The 20,966-nt window shown below is 69.7% G+C and carries 21 protein-coding genes; 13 read left to right on the plus strand and 8 right to left on the minus strand.

Annotated elements, in window-relative coordinates:
* Positions 1-8: 8 nt before the first annotated feature.
* The gene (locus ACZ32T_RS16655; protein WP_467367517.1) at positions 9-494 is read right to left on the minus strand and encodes a hypothetical protein; all 486 of its coding nucleotides are present in this window, start codon (positions 492-494) and stop codon (positions 9-11) included.
* Positions 495-771: 277 nt separating this feature from the next.
* On the opposite strand from ACZ32T_RS16655, the gene ACZ32T_RS16660 reads away from it, so the two are divergent.
* Positions 772-1,014, plus strand: coding sequence for a DUF397 domain-containing protein (locus tag ACZ32T_RS16660; RefSeq protein WP_467367519.1), 243 nt, complete (start codon positions 772-774; stop codon positions 1,012-1,014).
* A 92-nt stretch (positions 1,015-1,106) separates the two neighbouring features.
* Here the strand turns inward: ACZ32T_RS16660 and ACZ32T_RS16665 are convergent, their stop codons facing one another.
* Positions 1,107-1,646, minus strand: a complete 540-nt coding sequence (locus ACZ32T_RS16665) for an ATP-binding protein (protein WP_467367521.1) — start codon at positions 1,644-1,646, stop codon at positions 1,107-1,109.
* A 338-nt stretch (positions 1,647-1,984) separates the two neighbouring features.
* On the opposite strand from ACZ32T_RS16665, the gene ACZ32T_RS16670 reads away from it, so the two are divergent.
* The 3 genes from ACZ32T_RS16670 to ACZ32T_RS16680 all read left to right on the plus strand — a co-directional run bounded on the left by ACZ32T_RS16670 (position 1,985) and on the right by ACZ32T_RS16680 (position 5,118).
* Positions 1,985-2,869, plus strand: coding sequence for a helix-turn-helix domain-containing protein (locus ACZ32T_RS16670; protein WP_393755964.1), 885 nt, complete (start codon positions 1,985-1,987; stop codon positions 2,867-2,869).
* A 54-nt stretch (positions 2,870-2,923) separates the two neighbouring features.
* The gene (locus ACZ32T_RS16675) at positions 2,924-4,381 is read left to right on the plus strand and encodes an aldehyde dehydrogenase family protein (RefSeq protein WP_467269719.1); all 1,458 of its coding nucleotides are present in this window, start codon (positions 2,924-2,926) and stop codon (positions 4,379-4,381) included.
* A gap of 95 nt (positions 4,382-4,476) precedes the next feature.
* Positions 4,477-5,118: a PadR family transcriptional regulator gene (locus ACZ32T_RS16680; protein ID WP_467367524.1), complete on the plus strand. Its 642-nt coding sequence runs from the start codon at positions 4,477-4,479 to the stop codon at positions 5,116-5,118.
* Between the two features lie 35 nt (positions 5,119-5,153).
* On the opposite strand, the gene ACZ32T_RS16685 is transcribed toward ACZ32T_RS16680, so the two are convergent.
* From ACZ32T_RS16685 to ACZ32T_RS16695, 3 genes are read right to left on the minus strand one after another with little or no spacing between them, the layout of a single operon-like run.
* The gene (locus ACZ32T_RS16685) at positions 5,154-6,578 is read right to left on the minus strand and encodes a glutamate decarboxylase (RefSeq protein ID WP_467367526.1); all 1,425 of its coding nucleotides are present in this window, start codon (positions 6,576-6,578) and stop codon (positions 5,154-5,156) included.
* A gap of 11 nt (positions 6,579-6,589) precedes the next feature.
* Complete coding sequence (gene wrbA, locus ACZ32T_RS16690; protein ID WP_467367528.1) at positions 6,590-7,213, minus strand: NAD(P)H:quinone oxidoreductase; 624 nt, start codon at positions 7,211-7,213, stop codon at positions 6,590-6,592.
* Between the two features lie 41 nt (positions 7,214-7,254).
* A complete protein-coding gene (locus ACZ32T_RS16695) occupies positions 7,255-7,620 on the minus strand; it encodes a YbjQ family protein (RefSeq protein ID WP_467269727.1) in 366 nt (121 codons plus the stop codon).
* A gap of 149 nt (positions 7,621-7,769) precedes the next feature.
* On the opposite strand from ACZ32T_RS16695, the gene ACZ32T_RS16700 reads away from it, so the two are divergent.
* A complete protein-coding gene (locus ACZ32T_RS16700) occupies positions 7,770-9,176 on the plus strand; it encodes a DedA family protein (protein WP_467367530.1) in 1,407 nt (468 codons plus the stop codon).
* A 60-nt stretch (positions 9,177-9,236) separates the two neighbouring features.
* Here ACZ32T_RS16700 and ACZ32T_RS16705 read toward each other — a convergent pair whose 3' ends face one another.
* Both ACZ32T_RS16705 and ACZ32T_RS16710 read right to left on the minus strand, forming a co-directional pair.
* A complete protein-coding gene (locus ACZ32T_RS16705) occupies positions 9,237-10,940 on the minus strand; it encodes a threonine/serine exporter family protein (RefSeq protein ID WP_467367532.1) in 1,704 nt (567 codons plus the stop codon).
* A 196-nt stretch (positions 10,941-11,136) separates the two neighbouring features.
* Complete coding sequence (locus ACZ32T_RS16710) at positions 11,137-11,631, minus strand: inorganic diphosphatase (RefSeq protein ID WP_356713812.1); 495 nt, start codon at positions 11,629-11,631, stop codon at positions 11,137-11,139.
* 86 nt (positions 11,632-11,717) lie between these two features.
* On the opposite strand from ACZ32T_RS16710, the gene dacB reads away from it, so the two are divergent.
* The 8 genes from dacB to ACZ32T_RS16750 all read left to right on the plus strand — a co-directional run bounded on the left by dacB (position 11,718) and on the right by ACZ32T_RS16750 (position 20,428).
* Positions 11,718-13,202: a D-alanyl-D-alanine carboxypeptidase/D-alanyl-D-alanine endopeptidase gene (dacB, locus tag ACZ32T_RS16715; protein WP_467367534.1), complete on the plus strand. Its 1,485-nt coding sequence runs from the start codon at positions 11,718-11,720 to the stop codon at positions 13,200-13,202.
* A gap of 48 nt (positions 13,203-13,250) precedes the next feature.
* Entirely contained in the window at positions 13,251-14,396 is a 1,146-nt protein-coding gene (locus ACZ32T_RS16720; RefSeq protein WP_467367536.1) for a zinc-dependent metalloprotease, read from the plus strand.
* Between the two features lie 189 nt (positions 14,397-14,585).
* On the plus strand, positions 14,586-15,659 hold the full coding sequence (tilS, locus tag ACZ32T_RS16725; RefSeq protein WP_467269736.1) for a tRNA lysidine(34) synthetase TilS: 1,074 nt from the start codon (positions 14,586-14,588) through the stop codon (positions 15,657-15,659).
* Between the two features lie 97 nt (positions 15,660-15,756).
* Complete coding sequence (hpt, locus tag ACZ32T_RS16730) at positions 15,757-16,296, plus strand: hypoxanthine phosphoribosyltransferase (RefSeq protein WP_014155504.1); 540 nt, start codon at positions 15,757-15,759, stop codon at positions 16,294-16,296.
* Positions 16,297-16,535: 239 nt separating this feature from the next.
* A complete protein-coding gene (gene ftsH, locus ACZ32T_RS16735; RefSeq protein ID WP_467269738.1) occupies positions 16,536-18,587 on the plus strand; it encodes an ATP-dependent zinc metalloprotease FtsH in 2,052 nt (683 codons plus the stop codon).
* Positions 18,588-18,766: 179 nt separating this feature from the next.
* Entirely contained in the window at positions 18,767-19,372 is a 606-nt protein-coding gene (folE, locus tag ACZ32T_RS16740; protein WP_467269740.1) for a GTP cyclohydrolase I FolE, read from the plus strand.
* Positions 19,373-19,627: 255 nt separating this feature from the next.
* Positions 19,628-19,909: a hypothetical protein gene (locus ACZ32T_RS16745; protein ID WP_467367538.1), complete on the plus strand. Its 282-nt coding sequence runs from the start codon at positions 19,628-19,630 to the stop codon at positions 19,907-19,909.
* A 240-nt stretch (positions 19,910-20,149) separates the two neighbouring features.
* Positions 20,150-20,428: a hypothetical protein gene (locus ACZ32T_RS16750; RefSeq protein WP_467269743.1), complete on the plus strand. Its 279-nt coding sequence runs from the start codon at positions 20,150-20,152 to the stop codon at positions 20,426-20,428.
* An 18-nt stretch (positions 20,429-20,446) separates the two neighbouring features.
* On the opposite strand, the gene ACZ32T_RS16755 is transcribed toward ACZ32T_RS16750, so the two are convergent.
* Entirely contained in the window at positions 20,447-20,926 is a 480-nt protein-coding gene (locus ACZ32T_RS16755) for a DUF3180 domain-containing protein (protein ID WP_467269744.1), read from the minus strand.
* Between the last annotated feature and the right edge of the window lie 40 nt (positions 20,927-20,966).

The following is a 20,966-nucleotide window of genomic DNA, read 5'->3' on the forward strand; positions in this document are numbered from 1 at the left end:
GAGGGGCGTCAGGGAGCGGGGATCTCGGGCAGGTCGGTGGGCAGATCGGAGAGGTCGGCCTTGGACAGGGTGTCCCGGGCCCCGGCTTCCCACGAGATGACGAGCCTCTTGCCGTCGTTGGACTCGACGGAGCCCGTCGTGCGGTCGGTGTTCCCGTCGAGGCACTTCAGCGCGAGCGTCACCCCGCCCATGTCCTTCACCTCGCCCTGGCAGATGTGTCGGCCGGCAGCGAGCGCCACCTTGCCCGAGGTGACCGACAGCGTGACGGGCCCGCCGTCGGCCGTCCCCGTCCAGGTCCCCTCAAGCGCGGCGGCGTCCGCACCCCCGGAGCCGCCCTCCTCGCCGCCGGCTCCGGGTGACGAGGGCCGCCCGGAGCTCGATCCGGTGTCCGGGGCCTTGTCACCGGCGGGATCGTCGCTGCCGCACGCCGTCAGCGCGAACGCGACGACGAGACCGGCGGCGGCAAGAGCGACGGATCGCGGAAACCTGTCCATAGGTGAGTTCCCCCTTGTGGATAACTGCCGGAAGACCGCGCCAAGCTACCAGGGGTGAAGAGAGCAACTCGGGGAAGTGGGAGCCTAATTGGCTTGTCGTTCGTCTGTTCCTCATAGAGGTGGGGGACGGGTGAACAGAGGGCCGGCGGATCGGGGGGTAAAACTGTAGTCACGCGCGCACCCGCCGTGCACGTGCATCTGCTCATGCATTGGCATATGAACACAGCTATGATCCGAGCTAGTTGACACTTGCACCTTGCAACTCGGGGAGCGTCCTGTGCACCACGTGTACAACGGCATGGCGGCCACAGAGCTTCGCGGGGTCGTCTGGCAGAAGAGCAGACACAGCAACTCGCAGGGATCATGCGTGGAGTTCGCGAAACTGCCCGGCGGAAATGTGGCGATGCGGAACTCGCGCCACCCCGACGGGCCCGCGCTGGTCTATACGCCGGCGGAGATCGAGGCGCTGCTGCTGGGCGTCAAGAACGGGGAGTTCGACCACCTGGCCGCGGGCGGCTGAGCGCACGGAACGCCGCGGCGGTGTACGGCGGGGCGATCGCGCACCCGAGGCGTCGCCCGGGCGCACGCCCGTATGTGCCGGGGTGCGCCGTACTACAGGCTGTCGGGATACGCGTCGACCGGGACCAGGTGCTCCGACGCCGTGTGGTCCGTCAGCCGGAACAGGGCCCAGACCACCTTGCCGAACCGTCCGTCGGGCAGGGCGTCACCGACCGGTACGGGGGACGGGTGCCAGCCCCAGCAGTCGCTGAACGACTCGACGAGGAACAGGCCCCGTCCGCACTCGGCCGAATCCGGCGCCTCACCCGCGACCGGCCCCTTCTCGCTGGGATCGCGCACCGCGCACACCAGGCGGGATGACCAGCGCATCAGGTGCAGTCGTACGGAGGAGTCCTGCCGCTCCCGCGCCGTGTCGGCCGGAAGAGCGTGCCGCAACGCGTTGGTGACCAGCTCGGACACGACCAGGGCGACGTCGTCGAAGTGGTCGCCCAGCTCCCAGGAGTTCAGCGTCGTACGGGTGAACCTCCGTGCGCCGCCCACCGCTTCGAACCGGGCCGGAAGCGTGCAGGTGGCCGAGCCGGCGACCGCCGAGGGGTCGATGGGCGGAAGCCCCTGCCGTAACGGCTCGAGCATCGTCGATCCATTCGTCCCCATGCGAGGCACTCCCGGGATTCGCGGCTGTAGCGGCACTGCTTCTGGCGGGCACTGCGGGTACAGCGGCACAACACGAACGAGCACGCAGGTGCGCGGGGACCATGGTTCCGAATGCGCACGGCAGATGCAAGGGCAGATGCACGTGCACGCGCGAGGTCTGCCCGGTAGCGTGCCGGTTCGAGTCATTTCTTCCGCTTCACAGTTTTGAAGCTTTCGGAAAGTCTTGCCATCTCTGTAATCGAATGAGTACGGGGCGAAGCGTTTTGGTGGCAGAATCCGCCTCCGGGGTTCGGGGGGACCCCGAAGTACGGGAAGCGATGGGGAGGGCTGGGAAGCCGGTGTCGGCAGGCGAGTCGAGTGGTTCTGTGGTGCGGCGCATCCTCCTGGGCTCACAGCTCAGGCGCCTGCGCGAGTCGCGGGGCATCACCCGTGAGGCGGCCGGCTACTCCATCCGTGCCTCCGAATCGAAGATCAGCCGCATGGAGTTGGGACGGGTGAGCTTCAAGGCCAGGGACGTCGAGGACCTGCTCACGCTGTACGGAGTCACGGACGAGGCGGAGCGGGAATCACTCCTCGGCCTGGCCCGTGAGGCCAACGTGGCGGGCTGGTGGCACAGTTACGGTGATGTGCTGCCCGGCTGGTTCCAGACGTATATCGGACTGGAAGGGGCGGCCTCGCTCATCCGGATCTACGAAGTCCAGTTCGTCCACGGACTGTTGCAGACCGAGGCGTACGCGCATGCCGTCGTCGCGCGCGGCATGCCCGGCGCCCCGGCGGCCGAGATCGACCGCAGGGTCGCGCTGCGCCTGGCGCGGCAGAAGGCCCTGGTCTCCGAACGCGCCCCGCGCTTCCACGCCGTGCTCGACGAGGCGGCGCTGCGCCGTCCGTACGGCGGGCGTGAGGTCATGCGTGCGCAATTGCGGCATCTGATCGATATGTCGGAGCAGCCGAATATCACTCTCCAGGTGATGCCCTTCAGCTTCGGCGGTCATGCCGGTGAGAGCGGAGCTTTCACGATGCTGCGTTTTCCTGAATCCGATCTGTCGGACATCGTCTATCTGGAGCAGCTGACAAGTGCGCTCTATCTGGACAAGGCCGAAGAAGTCGCCCAGTACGAAAAGGCCATGGTGCGGCTCCACGAGGACAGCCCGGGTCCCGAGGAGAGCCGGGATCTTCTCCGGGGTCTCCTTCAACTGACGTGATTCGCCAGTACGATGAGTGGCCGACAGGAGTCTGCGCCTGCAGTAAGGGATTGCATGTCCTTCCCCAGTGAACTGGCCCGCCAGTACATCGACGGCGAGTGGCTGACCGGCAACGGTGCGTGGGACATCATTGATTTCAATCCTTACAACGGTGAGAAACTCTGCTCCGTCACCGTGGCCACCGCGGCGGAAGTCGACCTTGCTTACCGGGCCGCCGAACGCGCGCAACGGAATTGGGCGGTGGCCGGTGCTCATGCGCGGCGGGCCGTTCTGGAGAACGCCGTGCGGCTCGTCGGGGAGCGCTGCGACGAAATCACCGAGCTGATCATCGATGAACTCGGCGGCACCCGGGCGAGGGCGGAATTCGAGGTGCGGACCGCGCAGGAGTTCCTGCGCGAGGCGGTGGGACAGACGATGCGGCCCTCGGCCCAGCTGCTGCCCTCGGTCGCCGACGGCAAGGAGAACCGGGTCTACCGGCTGCCCGTCGGGGTCATCGGTGTGATCAGTGCCTCCAATTTCCCATTCCTGGTGACGATGAAGACCGTCGCCCCCGCGCTCGCGCTCGGCAACGCGGTCGTGGTGAAGCCCCATCAGAACGCCCCGATCGCCGGCGGGAGCCTGGTCGCCCGGATCTTCGAGGACGCGGGGCTGCCCGCGGGTCTCCTCAACGTCCTGATCACCGACAGCGCCGAGATCGGTGACTCCTTCATCCAGCACCCCGTGCCCAAGGTGATCTCGTTCAGCGGTTCGGACCGGGTCGGCCGTCATGTCGCCGCCGTCGCCGCCGGGCTGTTCAAGCGGACCATCCTCGAACTGAGCGGCAACAGCGCCCTGGTCGTGCTGGAGGACGCCGACCTCGACCACGCGGTCCGGGCGGCCGTCTACAGCCGCTTCCTGTTCCAGGGCCAGGTCAGCATGGCCGCCAACCGCATCCTGGTGGACCGTTCCGTGGAGGAGGAGTTCACCGGACGGTTCACCGCCGCGGTGGCCGCCCTCGTCCCAGGGGATCCACGCGACCCCGGCACCCGTATCGGACCGGTCGTCGACGCGTTCCAGGCAGAGGCGCTCACCGCGCTGGTGGACGGGGCGATCGAGGCCGGTGCCACCGCACTCGTGCGGGGCCGCACACGCGGCAACCTCGTCGAGCCGACCGTACTGACCGGGCTGCCGGAGGGATCGCCGCTGCTGGAGCAGGAGATCTTCGGGCCCGTGGCGCTGCTGGTGCCGTTCGACGGCGAGGACGACGCCGTCCGCATCGTCAACGACAGCCCCTACGGGCTGAGCGGCGCCGTCCACACGGCGGACGCCGAGCGCGGGGTGCGGTTCGCGCGGCGTATCAGGGGCGGGATGTTCCATGTGAACGGCGCGACCGTGCAGGACGACCCGGCGGTCGCGTTCGGGGGCGAGAAGCGGTCGGGCATGGGGCGGCTGAACGGCGAGGCCGCCGTGGAGGCGTTCACCACCCGGAAGTGGATCTCGGTACAGCACGGGCGCACGGTCTTCCCCTTCTGACCCTCTCCGACGCGCGGGTCGAGGAAAGGGCCGGACCGAACGGCCCCGGAGGGGCGGGCTACCCTGGTCAAAGTTGACTACAAAGGGTGAGTGGTATGTCGGCGATCCGTCTCCTGGTCCTGGGTGCCGTGCGCCAGCACGGCCGCGCGCACGGCTATCAGGTGCGCAACGACCTGGAGTACTGGGGCGCCCACGAGTGGTCCACCGCCAAGCCCGGGTCGGTCTACCACGCACTCAAGCAGATGGCGAAGCAGGGGCTGCTCCTCGCCCACGAGGTCGCCCCGTCCACGGCCGGCGGCCCGCCCCGCACCGAGTACGAGGTCACCGACGCGGGCACCCAGGAGTACTTCACCCTGCTGCGGGCCTCGCTGACCTCGTACGACAAGAGCATGGACGTGCTCTCGGCGGCCCTGGGTTGCATGGTCGACCTGGAGCGTGCGGAGGCGGTGGAGCTCCTGGGGAAGCGCATCGCCGCCATGGAGGGCTGGCGGACCGCGGTCACGGAGCACTACACGCCGGAGGACGGCCCGGAGTCGCTGGGGCACATCGGCGAGATCATGAACATGTGGGTGCACTCGGCGGACGCGGGGGCCGAGTGGACCCGTGGTCTGATCGCGCGGATCGAGGCGGGGGCGTACACCTTCGCGGGTGAGGGTGAACCGTTCGTCGGGGTGCTCGCCGACGGGGAGGAGAACCCCTTCGCCACAGGTGCCACGGACCCCGGGGACCCCCGCTGACCAGGCGCCTGGCGGTGCGGAGGTCTCCGGGCCCCTCAGTGGTGAAAGGCCGTCTGGGCCGCCCGGTCCCGGTGCAGCGGGTGTGCCTGGGCGCGCAGTTCGGGCAGGAGCCCGCGCAGGTCGTCCAGCAGCAGCTCCGCGAGGTCCGAGGAGAAGCCGTTGCGGCAGACCACGCGCAGCACGGAGAGGTCCTGGCGGTTGGCGGGGAAGGTGTAGGCGGGCACCAGCCAGCCGCGCTCCCGCAGCCGCCTGGACACGTCGAAGACGTCGTACGCCTTCACCTCGGGCCGCGTCGTCAGGGCGAACACCGGGAGTTCGCCGCCCCGGGTCAGGAGCCGGAAGTCGTCCAGGGACTCGAACCCGTCCGCGAGGTGTCCCGCGATGTCCCTGGACGCCTGCTGAACGGCCCGGTATCCCTCCCGGCCCAGCCGCAGGAACGTGTAGTACTGAGCGACCACCTGCGCGCCGGGCCGGGAGAAGTTCAGCGCGAAGGTCGGCATGTCGCCGCCCAGGTAGTTGACCCTGAAGACCAGCTCCTCGGGCAGCTCGGACGGTGAACGCCACAGCGCCCAGCCCACGCCCGGGTAGACCAGGCCGTACTTGTGCCCCGAGGTGTTGATCGAGGACACCCTGGGGAGCCGGAAGTCCCACACCAGGTCCGGGTCGAGGAACGGCGCCACCATCGCCCCGGACGCCCCGTCGACATGGACCGGGATGTCGAGCCCGGTGCGTTCCTGGAGGTCGTCCAGCGCCGCGCACAGCTCCGCGATCGGCTCGTACGAACCGTCAAAGGTGGAGCCGAGGATCCCGACCACACCGATGGTGTTCTCGTCGCACAGCTCGGCGGCCGCCTGCGGGTCCAGATGGAAGCGCTCGCCGTCCATCGGGACCTGGCGGGGCTCCACCTCCCAGAACGTGCAGAACTTCTCCCAGCAGACCTGCACATTGACGCCCATCACCAGATTGGGGCGGGCGGACGCCGGATAGCGGTCGGAGTTCCTGGCGGACCAGCGGCGCTTCAGCGCCATCCCCGCCAGCATGCAGGCCTCGCTGGAGCCCGTGGTCGAGCAGCCCACCGTGGCGGCCGGATCGGGGGCGTGCCAGAGGTCGGCGAGCATCGCCACGCAGCGCCGCTCCAGCTCGGCGGTGCGCGGGTACTCGTCCTTGTCGATCATGTTCTTGTCCCGGCACTCGCCCATCAGCACACCGGCCTGGGGTTCCATCCAGGTGGTGACGAAGGTCGCGAGATTGAGCCGGGAGTTCCCGTCGAGCATCAGCTCGTCGTGGACGAGCCGGTATGCCGTCGACGGCGGCAGCGGGCCGTCCGGGAGGCGGTGCGTCGGCGGTGCCGCGACCATCGGAGCGGTCGGGTCGGCCTCTCCGAAGAACGGGTTGAGGGCGAGTCTGCGGTGCTCGTCGGACGCGGCGGCCCCGCCGTGCGAGCCCTTGTGGAGCGGCATGGGCGGACTCCTCAGTTCTCGGCCGCGAGCCCGGCCTTGATGGCCCGGGTGAATTTCACGACGCGCTGGGCCTGGACCCGCGCGGCGGTCAGGGTCTGCTCGCCGACCGGGATGTCGCCCTGCCCCGAGACATGGGAGGTGCCGTAAGGATTGCCGTCCACGAACTTCGTGGCGTCCGTGTAGCCGGGCGGGACCAGGATGCCGCCGAAGTGGTAGACGGTGTTGTACAGCGCCAGCAGGGTGGACTCCTGGCCGCCGTGCGTGGTGCTGCTGGCGGTGAAACCGCTGTAGACCTTGTCGGCCAGCTGCCCCGCCTGCCAGAGACCGCCCAGCGTGTCGAGGAACTGCTTGAGCTGGGCGGTGACGTTGCCGTACCTGGTGGGCGTACCGAAGATCACCGCGTCCGCCCAGACCATGTCGTCCGGCGAGACCTCGGGGACGCCGGCGGTCGCCTTGGCGTGCTCGGCCCAGACCGGGTTGGAGTTGATGGCCGCCTGGGGGGCGAGTTCGGCGGCCTTGCGCAGGCGAACCTGCGCGCCGGCGTTCTCGGCGTCCTGGGCGATGGCCTTGGCGATCGTGGAGACGGTGCCGGTGGAGGAGTAGTAGACGACTGCGACGTTGACGGGCGTGGGCATGCGGGACCTCCGGGGGATGGAAGAGGGGGAGAGGGAGCCGGTCAGGACCTGCTGATCACGGCCGCCGTGCCGTAGGCGCAGACCTCGGTGCCCACGTCGGCCGCCTCGCTCACGTCGAACCGCATCATCAGCACCGCGTTGGCGCCGCGCGCCCGGGCCTGGTCGACGAGCCGCTCCATCGCCTGGTTGCGGGTCTCGACGAGCGTCTTGGTCAGGCCCTTCAGCTCGCCGCCGATCATCGACTTCAGGCCGGCGCCGATCTGGCTGCCCAGGTGACGGGAGCGGACCGTGAGCCCGAACACCTCGCCGATGACTTGCGTCACCTGGTGTCCGGGTACGTCGTTCGTGGTGACGACCAGGACGTCCGCCTGGGGTTTCTGACCGCCGCCGTAGTCCTCGATGCTCATGGTGAGGCACCTCCTGCGGAAAGCTTTGCCCCGGTTCGTTCCGTGCGCATCCTTGCTTACGCCAGTGGAACCCAGGCGTCCGGCTCAGCGTTGATAGCTTGGGGCGGCCACGCAGCCGCGCACATCGACCAACCCTGGAGCCCGGACCCTTGAATACGCTTGCGCTCGGCCCGAGCTGGCTGGACCCGGATTATCTGCTCAACACCTTCGGGCTTCCCGGCCTCCTGCTGATCGTGTTCGCCGAGTCCGGGCTGCTGATCGGCTTCTTCCTCCCCGGCGACTCCCTGCTGTTCACCACGGGTCTGCTGGTGACGACGGGCGACCTGAAGTACCCGCTGTGGCTGGTCTGCCTCCTGATCGCCCTGGCGGCGATCATCGGTGACCAGGTCGGCTATCTCTTCGGACGCAAGGTGGGGCCGGCGCTCTTCAAGCGCCCGGACTCCCGCCTCTTCAAGCAGGAGAACGTCGAGAAGGCCCACGAGTTCTTCGAGAAGTACGGCCCGAAGTCGCTGGTGCTGGCCCGCTTCGTGCCCGTCGTCCGGACCTTCACGCCGATCATCGCCGGTGTGAGCCGGATGGACTACCGCTCGTTCATCACGTACAACATCGTCGGCGGCGTGCTCTGGGGCGTCGGCGTGACGCTGCTCGGCGCGGTCCTCGGCAAGATCGACTTCGTGCACGAGAACATCGAGATGATCCTCATCCTGATCGTGCTGATCTCCGTGGTGCCGATCGCGGTCGAGTTCCTGCGGGCGCGCAGCAGGTCGAAGAAGGAAGCCGCCGCGCGCGGAGCGGACGACGAGGGCCCCTCGGACGGCGGACCCGCGGCAGGTCCCCACGGCGGAGCGGACGAGGACGGCCAGGGCCCTGCCGCCTACCGGCACACCGGCGACCAGACGGCCCCGTACGGTACCGGCCAGGGCGCGCAGTACGGCAACGGCCAGTACGGCGGCCAGGGCGCCCGGTACGGAGCCGGACAGTACGGCGCGCCTCAGGGTGACGGTCAGTACGGCGCGCCCCAGGGCGGCAACGGCCAGTACGGCGCGCCCCAGGGCGGCAACGGCCAGTACGGCGCGCCCCAGGGCGGCAACGGCCAGTACGGCGCGCCCCAGGGTGACGGCCAGTACGGCGCGCCCCAGGGGCAGTACGGCCCGGGGCAGGGCGGCCAGTACGACGGCGGGCAGTACGGCCCGGACCAGGGCGGCCAGTACGGCGGGCAGAGTGGTCAGTACGGCAGCCAGGGCGCCCAGTACGGAGCCGGACAGTACGGCGACGCCAGCCAGGCGGGTCCGTACGGCGCCAGCCAGGCCGGTCAGTACGGAGCCGGTCAGTACGGCGACGCCAACCAGGCGGGTCCGTACGGCGACGCCGGCCAGGCCGGTCAGTACGGCAGCCCCCAGGCCGCCCCCCACAACGGCGGATACGACGCCGGATACGGCGGCGGGCAGCAGCCCGGCCCGTACGCCGGCGGACCCTACGGTGAGCGCCCCGCGGCCGGTCCCGGCGACAGCCAGGAGGGCGACCCGGGTCAGTACGGGTGGCAGGACAGGCGCTGACCGTCCCGAGCGCACCGACGGCGCCCCGGCCCCCGCAGGGGCCGGGGCGCCGCGCGTGTGTCAGAAGCCGCGGGTCCGCTTGGCCGCCCGGCGGGACGCGCCCCCGACCGCGCCCGGCACCCGCATGAAGAGCCGGGAGATCTCGCTTCCCAGGTTCACGCCGATGGCGATCGCCAGCGCCGTGGCGACCGCCGTGAAGAGCGAGCCGAGACCGGTGTCCACCTCGTTCTGCGCGACGCCCAGCAGACCGAAGTACGTCGCCGAACCGGGCAGCAGCGGACCGATCGCGGCCGTGATGTAGGGCAGCGACGAGCTGTAGTGGTAGCGCGAGAACAGCTGGCCGAACAGCCCCACCAGGCCGGCCGCCACCGCCGTGGCAGCCACCGGCGAGATACCGCCCTCGCGCGCCATCGCCCCGTAGATGACCCAGGCCACGCCCCCGTTGAGTGTCACCGCCAGTACCGTGGAACGTTCCTGCTGGAGCAGGATGGCGAACGCCAGCGTCAGGGTCATCGAGACCAGGATCTGGAGCGCCGGCCGGTCGTTGGCGATGAACCGCGCCTCCGGATTGAGCTGCGCACCGAGCTGGACACCCAGGTAGAGCATCAGCAGGACGCCCCCCACGATGCCGATGAAGAAGTACATGACCTCGAGGAGCCGGGCCCCCGCGGTGATGTAGTAGCCGGTCAGGCCGTCCTGCACCCCGGCGACGAGAGCCCGTCCGGGCAGCAGCGCGAACAGCCCACCTGTGATCACCGCGGAGGGCCGCACATCCGTCGAATGGGTGAGGGTCAGGGCGATACCCATCGCGGCGGGGGGCATCGCGGCCACCATGAACTGGTAGAACTCGGGCAGCCCGCGCCCGGCGCAGAGCCAGGCCAGCCGGTCGCCGAGCATCGCGCCCGCCGCGGCCACGATGAAGACCAGCGCGTTACCGCCGACCAGCACCGATGCCGAGCCGGCGAGCAGACCGGCGGCGGCCGTCAGCACCCAGCCCGGGTACGGGTGCCGGTTACGGCGGATCTCGGCGAGGCGCCGGTAGGCCTCCTCCAGCGAGACCTCGACGTGTTCCGCCGAGGTGATGTCGTCGATCAGCCGGAACACGGCTGCCAGCCGGGTGTAGTCGGTGCCCCGGCGGCGCACCGTGCGGCTCGCCGTGATGGGGTCGTCGACCAGTGACGGCTGGTACGAGATGGACAACAGGGTGAAGGTGACCGTCGGCTCGGAGCGGTCGAGTCCGTACGAGCGCGTCACCGCGAACATCGCGGCCTCGACGTCCTCGGCGCCCTCGCCGCCCGCGAGGAGCAGCTCCCCGATACGCAGGGTCAGGTCGAGCACGCGCGGTACGGCGGGGCTCGAGTCGTCGGTCTGCTGCACGCTCTCGAGTGCCGGACGCTCCGTCACCGGCATGCGCAGCATCGTGCGCATCCGGTCCTGCCAGGGGGCTTCCTTGGTCAGCCGGACCATCGGAATGCCGTGCGCGGGCGTGAACGCCGGCGGATGCTGCTGCGCGTCGTACCCGCTCGGCGGGACGAAGGCGGACGAGAGCGTGTCCGATCCCGGCCCGCTGCCCGGCCCGGGACCGGAGCCGGCCGAACCCGGCGGATCACTCTGGAGTCCGGCCGGAAGGGCGAATTCCGATGTCGGATGGTCGTCCTCGGACGGCGCCGCGGGCTGCTCCACACCGGCCGGCGGGACGAAGGCGCTGCGCGCCTCGTCGGACTGGGGCTTCTGGTCCTCGGGACCGCCCTGTTCCGCCACCACTCGACCTCGTTCCTCCGCGACCACTCGTTACGGGAGCGCTTCTGCCCAGTATGTGCACGGACATGGGCCGCCACACGCAACGGGCGGCGCACCGGTGGAGGTGCGCCGCCCGTTGTCCGTACGACTGGCTGGGCCGGTCGGCCCATGCGCCGCGATCCGCGCCGTCCCGCCCGGGGGGCGGAACCGTGGGATTACGTCAGTGCTTGCCGCCCTGCGCCTCGAGGCGCTTGTAGGAGGCCTCGATCTCGGCCTCCGCCTCGGAGCGGCCGACCCAGTCGGCACCCTCGACGGACTTGCCGGGCTCCAGGTCCTTGTAGACCTCGAAGAAGTGCTGGATCTCCAGGCGGTCGAACTCCGACACGTGGTGGATGTCGCGCAGGTGCTCCACCCGGGGGTCGGACGCCGGGACGCACAGCAGCTTGTCGTCGCCGCCGGCCTCGTCGGTCATCCGGAACATGCCGATGGCGCGGCACTTGATGAGGCAGCCGGGGAACGTCGGCTCCTCCAGGATGACCAGCGCGTCCAGCGGGTCGCCGTCCTCGCCGAGGGTGTTCTCGACGAAACCGTAGTCCGCCGGGTAACTGGTCGAGGTGAAGAGTCGACGGTCCAGACGGATCCGACCGGTCTCGTGGTCCACCTCGTACTTGTTCCGCGAACCCTTCGGAATCTCGATAACGACGTCGAACTCCACGGGTGGCTCCTCCATGATCAACACATACGACTGGTGGTTAAGTGTCCCTCACGCAGATGAGTGCTCGCGAAAGGGGCTGGTCAACGGTGGCCGAGCCGGTGGAGAAACCGACGGACGGACCGTTGAACAGGCGGGGCAAGTGGAAAGTCCCGAAGTACCTGAAGCGTGGGAGCGGACGGGACGACCTCCGGCTCGTCGCAGGCTCCGCCGTGCTCGGCCTGGTGGTCGCCGCCGGTGCCGTCCTGGCCACCGGTCCCTGGGACTCCGGTCAGCGTAAGGCCGAGCGGGACCGGGTCGCCGCCCTGCAGCGCGCAGGTGGCGCACATCACGAAGGGACCGCGCCGGACGGTCCGCGGCCCGCAGCCAGCGCTCCGGCCGTCCTGAGAGCCCTCGGAGCCACGGACGGCCTCACGGCCCCGGCGGGCGCGAGCGGCCTGGACGCCACCCTCACGCCCCTGCTGGACACGCCCGCCCTCGGCACCGTACGCACCGCCGTGGTCGTCGACGCGGCGACCGGGAAACAGCTCTACGCCCGGGGCGCGGCGACGCCCATGACCCCCGCGTCCACGGTGAAGATCGCGACGGCCGCCGCCGCGCTCTCCGCGCTCGGCCCCGCCCACCGCATCGCGACGACGGTCAGGCTCTCCCCCGACTCCCGGACGCTCACCCTCGTCGGCGGCGGCGACCCCACCCTGGACAAGGCGGCCCTGCGCGCCCTGGCAGCCGGCACGGCGCGCTCCCTGCGCGATGCCGGCGCCGTACCCGTGCGGCTGCTGTACGACGCGTCGCGCTACTCCGGACCGGCGCTCCACCCCATCGGCCCGAACGAGAACATCGCGCCCGTCAGCGCGCTCATGGCCGACGAAGGCCGCCTCGACGGGAGCCACCGGGGGCCGGCCCCCCGTACGGACGATCCGGCGGGTGACGCCGCGCGCACCTTCGCGGGCCTCCTCGACGACGCCGGTGTGACCACCCGGTCCGGCCCCGCGTCCGGACGGGCTCCCGCCGAGTCGCGGACGGTGGCGACGCATCTGTCGAAGCCGCTCTCCGCCCTGGTCGAGCGGGCCTTGACCAACAGCGACAACGACATCGCCGAGGCCCTGGCGCGACAGACCGCGCTGAAGGCCGGGGAGCCCGCCTCCTTCGCCGGGAGCCGCCGGGCCGTCACCGCCCGGCTGAAGTCGCTCGGTCTGCCCCTGGAGGGTGCCCGGCTCGCAGACGGCAGCGGTCTCGACCGCGCGGACAAGGTGTCGGCGGGGCTCCTGGCCCGGCTGCTCGCCCTCGCCGCCGGACCCGACCACCCGGAGCTCCGCCCCGTACTCACCGGCCTTCCGGTCGCCGGATTCAGCGGCACGCTCGGCGACCGCTATGCGGCGACGTCCCGGGCGACCGGCCTGATCAGGGCCAAGACGGGCACCCTCACCGGGGTGAACAGCCTCGCCGGAACCGCGGTCGACGCAGAGGGCCGGCTGCTCACCTTCGCCTTCCTGGCCTCGGGCACCACATCGCCCGACGACGCGGAAGCCTCTCTCGACGCCCTGGCCACCACCCTCACCCAGGGCACCCGGTGAGCGGCTGACACCCCACCACGGAGCGACCACCTCACGTACGGTTGACGCATGACGAGCATCGGTGGTGCCGAGATGGTCGACTGGAATCTCGCGGTCGCGACTGCGACCCGGTTCGTGCGGCCGGGTCCCGAGATCAGCCGTGAGGAGGCGCGCGCCGTCGTCGCGGAGCTCCGGCGGCATGCCAAGGCCTCGGAGGAGCACGTCCGTTCGTTCACCCGGATGATCCCGGAGGGGCACGAACCCGAGGACACGCCGGTCCTGGTCGTCGACCGGGCCGGCTGGATCAGGGCCAATGTGGCGGGCTTCCGTGAGCTGCTGCGTCCGCTGCTCGGGAAGATGCAGGACCGCCGCGGCAGCGGGCCCGGCAACGCCGTGCTCGGCGCGGTCGGCGGCAAGGTGACCGGTGTCGAACTGGGCATGCTGCTGTCGTTCCTGGCCTCCCGGGTCCTCGGACAGTACGAGACCTTCGCCCCCGCCACCCGGGAGCTGCCCGCGTCCTCGAAGGGGGGCGGCAGGCTGCTTCTGGTGGCCCCCAACATCGTCCACGTCGAACGTGAACTCGAGGTCGATCCCCACGATTTCAGGCTCTGGGTGGCCCTCCACGAGGAGACGCACCGTACCCAGTTCACCGGGGTCCCCTGGCTCCGTGACCATCTGCAGGGCGAAATCCAGTCGTTCCTCGACGAGACCGACGTCGACCCGATGACGATGCTCGAACGCCTCCGCGAGGCCGCGCAGGCCTTCTCGGGAGGCAGCCGTCCCGAGGGCGAACGGGGCGAGGAGGGCGACGACGGCGGGCGCAGCCTCGTGGAGATCGTCCAGACGCCCTCCCAGCGCGAGATCCTGGGACGCCTCACCGCGGTGATGTCCCTGCTCGAAGGACACGCGGACTTCGTGATGGACGGGGTGGGCCCCGACGTGGTGGGCTCCGTCGCCGAGATCCGGGAGAAGTTCCAGCAGCGCAGGGCGCGTGGTGCGAGCCGGCTGGACCTGGCGCTGCGCAAGCTCCTGGGGCTCGACGCCAAGCTCCGGCAGTACCGCGACGGCGAGAAGTTCGTGCGGGCCGTGGTGGACGAGGTCGGTATGGACGGCTTCAACCGGGTGTGGACCTCCCCCAACACCCTTCCCACCAAGGCCGAGATCGCGGCACCGGCGGACTGGGTGGCGAGGGTGCACCGTAGGACGGACTCGTGATCCCGGGCGGTCCGGCGGCACGAGATTGCCTCTCCAATCACCCATCCGAGGGACCATAGGGGCATGGGAAGGCGTGCAATGCTCGATGAACAGCTTGGCTCTGTCACCATCGACGCACTCTGAGTGACGGGACTCCGTTCCGCGCACTCGGAGGCACCCCCCAATACTTCACCCCGAAGGGCACCGGACATGGGTCCCCATCCTGCGGTCGCGGCGATACGCCTGGCGGTCCGCCGCGTACTCCACGACGTCGTCACCGAATACAACCGTCACACCGAACAGGCCTCACGAGCCGAGTTCGCCGAAGCGGGGTCGGGCGGGCGCCGTTCCGCGCTTCCCGAACGGCCGGACACCCCCCTGGTGCTCGTCGCGTGCTCCGGGGGCGCCGACTCCATGGCCCTCGCGTCCGCCCTCGCCTTCGAGTCGCGCAAGCTTCCCGTCCGCGCCGGCGGCATCACCGTCGACCACAACCTCCAGCCCGGCTCCGGACTCCGCGCCGACGAGGTCGTCGCCCGCCTCGCCGAGATGCGCCTCGACCCGGTCGAGGCGGTCGCCGTGCGGGTGGGCCGCGACGGCGGCCCCGAGGCCGCCGCCCGTGACGCCCGCTATGCGGCCCTGGACGACGCCGCGGAGCGCCACGGCGCTGCCGCCGTGCTCCTCGGCCACACCCGCGACGACCAGGCCGAGACCGTCCTGCTGGGCCTCGCCCGCGGTTCGGGCATCCGTTCGCTGTCCGGGATGGCCGCGGCGTCGGGCCCCGCCGGCCGCTACCGCCGCCCGTTCCTCCAGCTCGACCGGCAGACCGCCCGCAAGGCCTGCCTGGTCCAGTCGATCCCCGTCTGGGACGACCCCCACAACATCGACCCCGCCTACACCCGCTCCCGGCTGCGTCACGAGGGCCTGCCCGCCCTGGAGAAGGCGCTGGGCAAGGGGGTCGTGGAAGCCCTCGCCCGTACGGCGCAGCTCTCCCGCGACGACGCGGACGCCCTTGACACCTGGGCCGCCGAGGCCGCGCGTTCGGTCCGCGACGACGCCGGACGTCTGGAGTGCGCGAAGCTCTCCGTCCTGCCGCCCGCGGTACGCCGACGGGTGCTGCGCCGGGCCGTGATCGACGCCGGTTCACCCGCCGGATCGCTCTTCGCCCGCCACATCGAGGAAGTCGACCGGCTCATCACCGGCTGGCGGGGCCAGGGCGCCATCAACCTGCCCGGCCGCGTCGAGGTGCGGCGGCAGGGTGGCAGACTGGTGATTCGGCAGAGCTGAAGCGCAAGCGGCTGAAGTGCAGGCGAAACGCCGGTCCGGCCCGGGGAAGAGTCCGGCCGGCAGGGCAGAGAAAGAGACGCGGGTGAACGAGAAGGACATGGGCACCGACCTTCAGTCGGTGCTCCTCACCAAGGAAGAGATCGACGCGAAGCTCGTCGAGCTGGCAGCGAAGATCGACGCGGAGTACGCGGGCAAGGACCTGCTCATCGTCGGCGTGCTCAAGGGTGCGGTGATGGTCATGGCGGACCTGGCCCGCGCGCTGTCCACCCCCGTCACCATGGACTGGATGGCCGTCTCGTCGTACGGAGCCGGCACCCAGTCCTCGGGCGTCGTCCGGATCCTCAAGGACCTCGACACCGACATCAAGGGCAAGCACGTCCTGATCGTCGAGGACATCATCGACTCCGGTCTGACGCTGTCCTGGCTGCTGACCAACCTCGGCTCGCGTGAACCCGCGAGCCTGGAGGTCTGCACGCTGCTCCGCAAGCCGGATGCCGCGAAGGTCGCGATCGACGTGAAGTGGGTCGGCTTCGACATCCCCAACGAGTTCGTCGTCGGCTACGGGCTGGACTACGCGGAGAAGTACCGCAACCTCCCCTTCGTCGGTACGCTCGCGCCTCACGTCTACGGCGGCTGAGGCGGCCGGCCCCGACAGGAACCGGCGGCACCGGTGGAAGCGGAGGCACCCGGCCGAACCCGGCCGGAGTCCCGGGAACCCTTGTGGCGTTCGGGCCGTTGGAGCCTTCGAAGACGGGTTTGCCGGACCTCCCCTGCGGTCACGGGTGACAATGCTGGGGTACCGTCCGAAGAACAGTCTTTTCTCACAGCAGCATTTACCTACGGGCAGGAGGGACGGGGCGACTTCGCTCCGTATGGATGGACGTGAAGCGATACTTCCGTGGGCCGGTCATGTGGATCGTGCTGGCCGTCCTCGCCGTGGTCGTGCTGATGCAGGTCGTCGGCTCGTCCGGCGGCTACAAGACGGTGGACACCGGCAAGGTGATCCAGGCGATCAGTAAGAACCAGGTGGAGCAGGCCAAGCTGACCACCGGTGACGAACAGATCCTGAAGATCGAGCTGAAGGACAAGGAAAAGCTCGAGGGCGAGTCCGGCAGCAAGTTCCAGGCGAGCTACATCGGCAACCAGGGTGTCGAGCTCGCCGACACGCTGCAGAAGAAGTTCGAGAGCGGTGACATCGAGAAGGGTTACACCGTCTCGCCGTCGAAGCAGTCCCCGTTCGTCTCGATCCTTCTCTCGCTGCTGCCCTTCGTCCTGATCGTGGTCGTGTTCCTGTTTCTGATGAATCAGATGCAGGGCGGCGGCTCCAAGGTCATGCAGTTCGGCAAGTCCAAGGCCAAGCTCATCACCAAGGACACGCCGAAGACGACGTTCGCCGATGTGGCGGGGTCGGACGAGGCCGTCGAGGAACTCTACGAGATCAAGGAATTCCTCCAGGAGCCGGCGAAGTTCCAGGCCGTCGGCGCCAAGATCCCCAAGGGCGTCCTGCTCTACGGGCCGCCCGGTACGGGTAAGACGCTGCTCGCTCGCGCCGTCGCAGGCGAGGCGGGCGTCCCGTTCTACTCGATCTCCGGTTCCGACTTCGTCGAGATGTTCGTCGGTGTCGGTGCGTCCCGTGTGCGTGACCTCTTCGAGCAGGCCAAGGCGAACGCCCCGGCGATCGTCTTCGTCGACGAGATCGACGCCGTCGGCCGGCACCGCGGTGCCGGCATGGGCGGCGGTCACGACGAGCGCGAGCAGACGCTCAACCAGCTGCTCGTCGAGATGGACGGCTTCGACGTGAAGGGCGGCGTCATCCTGATCGCCGCCACGAACCGGCCGGACATCCTGGACCCGGCCCTGCTGCGTCCCGGACGCTTCGACCGGCAGATCGCCGTCGACAGGCCGGACATGCTGGGCCGCCTCGAGATCCTCAAGGTGCACCAGAAGGGCAAGCCGGTCGCGGAGGACGTCGACCTCAACGCGGTCGCGCGTCGGACGCCCGGCTTCACCGGTGCCGACCTGTCGAACGTGCTGAACGAAGCGGCGCTCCTCACGGCGCGCAGCAACAAGAAGCTGATCGACAACCACATGCTCGACGAGGCCATCGACCGCGTCGTGGCGGGCCCGCAGAAGCGGACCCGGATCATGTCCGAGAAGGAGAAGAAGATCACCGCGTACCACGAGGGCGGACACGCCCTGGTCGCGGCGGCTTCGCCCCAGTCGGACCCGGTCCACAAGATCACGATTCTCTCCCGCGGCCGTGCCCTCGGATACACGATGGTGCTCCCGGAAGAGGACAAGTACTCCACGACGCGCAACGAGATGCTCGACCAGCTGGCGTACATGCTGGGCGGGCGCGCGGCCGAGGAGCTGGTCTTCCACGACCCGACGACCGGTGCTGCGAACGACATCGAGAAGGCCACTGCCACGGCCCGCGCGATGGTCACGCAGTACGGCATGACCGAGCGTCTCGGTGCGATCAAGTTCGGTGGAGACAACACCGAGCCGTTCGTGGGCCGGGAGATGGGCCATCAGCGCGACTACTCGGAAGAGGTCGCGGCGCTCGTCGACGAAGAGGTCAAGAAGCTCATCGAGACCGCGCACAACGACGCGTGGGAAATTCTCGTCGAGAACCGCGACATCCTCGATGCCCTGGTCCTCGAGCTTCTCGAGAAGGAGACGCTCGGCAAGGAGCAGATCGCCGAGATCTTCGCCCCGATCGTGAAGCGCCCGGCTCGCCCGGCGTGGACCGGTTCCGCCCGGCGTACCCCGTCGACGCGTCCGCCCGTGCTCTCTCCCAAGGAGCTCGCCCTCACCAACGGCACTGCCAATGGATCGGGTACTCCGGAGATCGCTCCGACGGACATCACGTCGAAGAACACCGGCACCTCCACGGAGGCGCTCCCCGAGGATCGCCCCGAGAGCTGACCCGGCCCGACCAGGTGTGGCCCCTGTCACGGGGGCCTGACCAGGCCCGGAATGGATGCCGCGTCCCCCAGGTTCTAGCCTGTGGGGGCGCGGCTTTTCCGTATGCCTGCGTTGCCTGCCGATGTCTGTGAGTTCCGGGCGGGCCCGCGCATGTGACTGCACAGAGGAACGAGGCACAGATGACCGACCCGGTGACGCTCGACGGGCAGGGCTCGATCGGCGTATTCGACGAGAAGCGGGCCGAGTCGGCCGTACGGGAGCTCCTCATCGCCGTGGGGGAGGACCCCGACCGTGAGGGGCTGCGGGAGACCCCGGGCCGGGTGGCACGGGCGTACAAGGAGCTTCTGGCGGGTCTGCGCCAGGAGCCGGAAGACGTGCTGACCACGACCTTTGACCTCGGTCACGACGAGATGGTGCTGGTGAAGGACATCGAGATCATGTCCCTCTGTGAACACCACCTCTTGCCCTTCCATGGTGTGGCGCACGTCGGCTACATCCCGGCCGATACGGGCAAGATCACCGGTCTGTCGAAGCTGGCCCGTCTGGTGGATGTGTTCGCCCGTAGGCCGCAGGTACAGGAGCGCCTCACCACGCAGGTGGCGGACTCGCTCATGCGCATCCTGGAGGCTCGGGGTGCGATCGTGGTGATCGAGGCGGAGCACATGTGCATGTCGGCCAGGGGAATCCGCAAGCCCGGTGCGAAGACCACCACGTCGGCTGTGCGCGGACAACTGCGTGACGCCACCACTCGTGCCGAGGCGATGAGCCTGATACTGGCGCGCTAGTTCGCTGTCAGCGGCGGCCGGTACGCTCCTTGGCCTGTGTGGGTGAACAGGCCAAGGAGCGCCGCGTGAGCAGCGGATTACCGAGCAGGCAGACCGTGAACGCAGTGGGAGGGCGCCGTCAGGCCCGGAAGACAACTGTCGGAACCAGACTGTGGATGCTGGACGGATCCCGGGCCGCACAGACGACTGTCACGGACGTGGTGGCGGCCAAGGTGCGTGAGGTGGTGGAAGTGGTTACCGGCCCACGCCGCGTTCGTGGTGGCGGCTGATCTCCCGCTGGCCACACCGGAAGGCTGGATCCCCGCGCGGAAGGCCACAGGCAGGGCCATCGCCTGGACCCATGCCCGTAAGCTCTGCCGCGGACGGCTCACGTGCGCAGTGGGGTACGCGTTCGGCTACTTCGTCGGCGCGACCTGCGCGGACGGCACGGTGGGAAAGAACTACGTCTCCCTCGTGGTGAACGACGAAGCGTTCGCCACCGCTACGCGCGGAGTCTCACCGAGGCGACGGGCCTGGAAGCTAGGCCTCAGCCCGTGACGAGGCCCTCCGGTTATCTGGGCCGGGACGTGCCCGGCTACCTGGTGCGGGTGGTGTCCTCATACCTCGCTGACGCCATGCGCCAGTACGTGGGCGGCGACGCGCACCACATGAGGCAGGCGTTTCCCCGGGTCGTGCTACGGGACCCGTATCGTCTTCGACGGTTTTCTGGACGGGTACGCGGACGGTGACGGATGCCGGGCAAAGCACTGGGCCGGCCGCACTCTGGTCAGTGCGAACGTGCCCTTCCTCGCCGAGCTGGCCGCGATCGTCGGAGCCCGCTTCACTCCCGCCAGGGAAGGCCTGGCGTCTCATCTGTCCGTCGTGGACCGCTGGGCGACCCGCGGCACATTTCGCACGGAGCACCATGACGCCGATCCGGTGGAGTCGAGCTGGGTGACCGTCGAGGCCGTGCGGCCCCATGCCGCGCCGGGCAAGCCGTTCACCCTGTACAGCTTTCGGCTCCAGCCGCACTCCACCTTTTCGGTCAACGGGCACTTGGTCCGAGGAACAGGGTGAACAGCATGGCACGGGGCCCTACGCCGATGCCGTGCCGCCGTCGTCGCCGTCCTCCGGGAGGCGGCAGACGCGCTCCAGGAACAGGGCGGCCGCGATGACGCCGATGCCTGCCAGCACGGCCGCGCCCGCGTAGATGGCCTGGTCCCGTCGGGGCGGGACGTCCAGGGAGCCGAGCAGGAAGACGCCCGTCCCGCCGTACATCCCCGCGACGAGGGCGGTGACCAGCGCGCTCGCCTGGCCGAAGACCACGGCACGCGCCGCCATCATCGGCTCCACGCCCTTCGCCCCAGGGCGGCGCTCCCGCTGCGCACGCAGCCGCGCCCGGATCGACAGGGCCGTGGCGAGCAGGACGACGGCGATCACGGCCAGCACGACGGGCGCGGCGAGCGGGACGCTCGGCAGGGTCCCCAGGGAGTCCCAGAGGCGGGCACCGCCCCAGGACAGCACGCCGGCCCCGGCGAAGAGTCCGGCCAGGAGCCCGAGCCGTAGTTGCTTCACCGAGAGTGCCGCCCTTCGTCGCCGTTGCCCGTGTCGGTCG

This window comes from Streptomyces sp. NPDC023573, assembly GCF_055559735.1.